This is a genomic window from Microbulbifer rhizosphaerae (assembly GCF_014191725.1).
Taxonomy (GTDB): Bacteria; Pseudomonadota; Gammaproteobacteria; order Pseudomonadales; family Cellvibrionaceae; genus Microbulbifer; species Microbulbifer rhizosphaerae.
On record NZ_JACHWZ010000072.1, the window covers coordinates 1 to 1456 of the forward strand.

Genomic DNA, 1456 nt, shown 5'->3' on the forward strand with positions numbered 1-1456 from the left:
TCACCGGCAGTGCAATTACCAACACCTTCACGCGGCCGCCGAACCAGCCTTACACCTATGGCAGTACGGCCACAATCGCGGAGCAGTATACGAAGCCAGATTCTCGAGAGCTCACCGTAACCAGTGCTATCAATAGTCGCCCGGCTCACCTTGAGGAGCCACTAACCTTCTCTTCTATGGCGCTGCAAAACATCGGCAATGCACAGACACAGAGTAAAGCGGTCACCATCTATCGCGAGCACACGAATGTTGATTCGACCATTACCAGCACAAAATTAAAGCCGGGAACTTTTACTTCCCGATCGACATCGAGTGGAAGTGGGAGTAGTAGTGTTTTTAGTTATTGGAAAGTAAATGTAACTGTAACTCGTAATGATGGAAGCTTGCCAAGCGGCTACGGCAGTACGTTTGCCTACAACGTTAGCTCAACGACATGGGATGGGAGTGTAGATTTAACAAAAATCTATGGCGATAACTTACCTGCGGGAAATTACACAGTAAAGGTAATTACCGAAGAATATAGAATGGCCAGATACTGGAATGGCCGCGATAATGCCTGGGAGCCAGTTGGAATAAGTAAGACTAATAGCTATACGGAAACTAGAAGCCGCAATGTCGGCACTAGAATAAAGTGGTATGACCCCACTGACGGTCAAAACAAAACCACTAAATTCTACTACAAGAGTGGCAGTGGCCCTTGGGCTGGAAGGAGCTTTTCGACAAGCGGTCATTGGAATACCGTCAGCTTCCATAACCCCGCTAGTGGGACTTATAGCTTCCGCATTGATTACCTTTACGGCAGTGAGGTGATGCTGCGCGGAGAGAATACCTATACAACCATAGCGAATTCCAACCAGAGCAAAAGCACACCATTTAAAGCCCAGGTTAAACGTGTATACGGCTCCTCGGCGGTTAATAATTACTCGACGGCCACCAATATAGAATCTATAAAAGCTGTTTCTACCAAGGTCGGAGATCCAGAGAAAATCTACGAGGCTATGACCTACCCGCAGGATATAGTTGCTGATGGAAAATCCTGGAGTGGAAAGGTCAATTTGCGAATTGGCAGTCCGCTGCCAAGAGGCAAATATGATGTTGCTTTGTTGATTACTAAGGTCGATGGGACCACTTCTTCGGATACCTTTGTCTATGAAAGCGGTACGCAGTATTTTTACGACCCGACAGTCGTTTCCTGGCCCTTGTCCACACAACCGGAAGGTGCGGCGGTTGTGTTTAGATACCGAACTTTAGGGAGCACGGGAAGTTGGGCGGAGGTGTCGCCGGTCGAAAGCGGCTCCAATCACGAGGCTAATCTCGGTGTTTTGGGCGATGATTCCAAAGTCTTCGACTATGAGTATGTCATCGAGTATAAGAATGGCAATAATGTCGTTAAATCAACATCAGGAACATTCTCTGTAGCTAAGGATGGAACTACTACAGATAGCAGTCCTATTGA

At 47.3% G+C, this 1456-nt stretch carries 1 protein-coding gene; it reads left to right on the plus strand.

From position 1 onward, the window contains the following. Positions 1–1456: hypothetical protein (locus tag FHS09_RS22485; RefSeq protein WP_183464145.1), on the plus strand; the 1456-nt coding region annotated here is incomplete at both ends.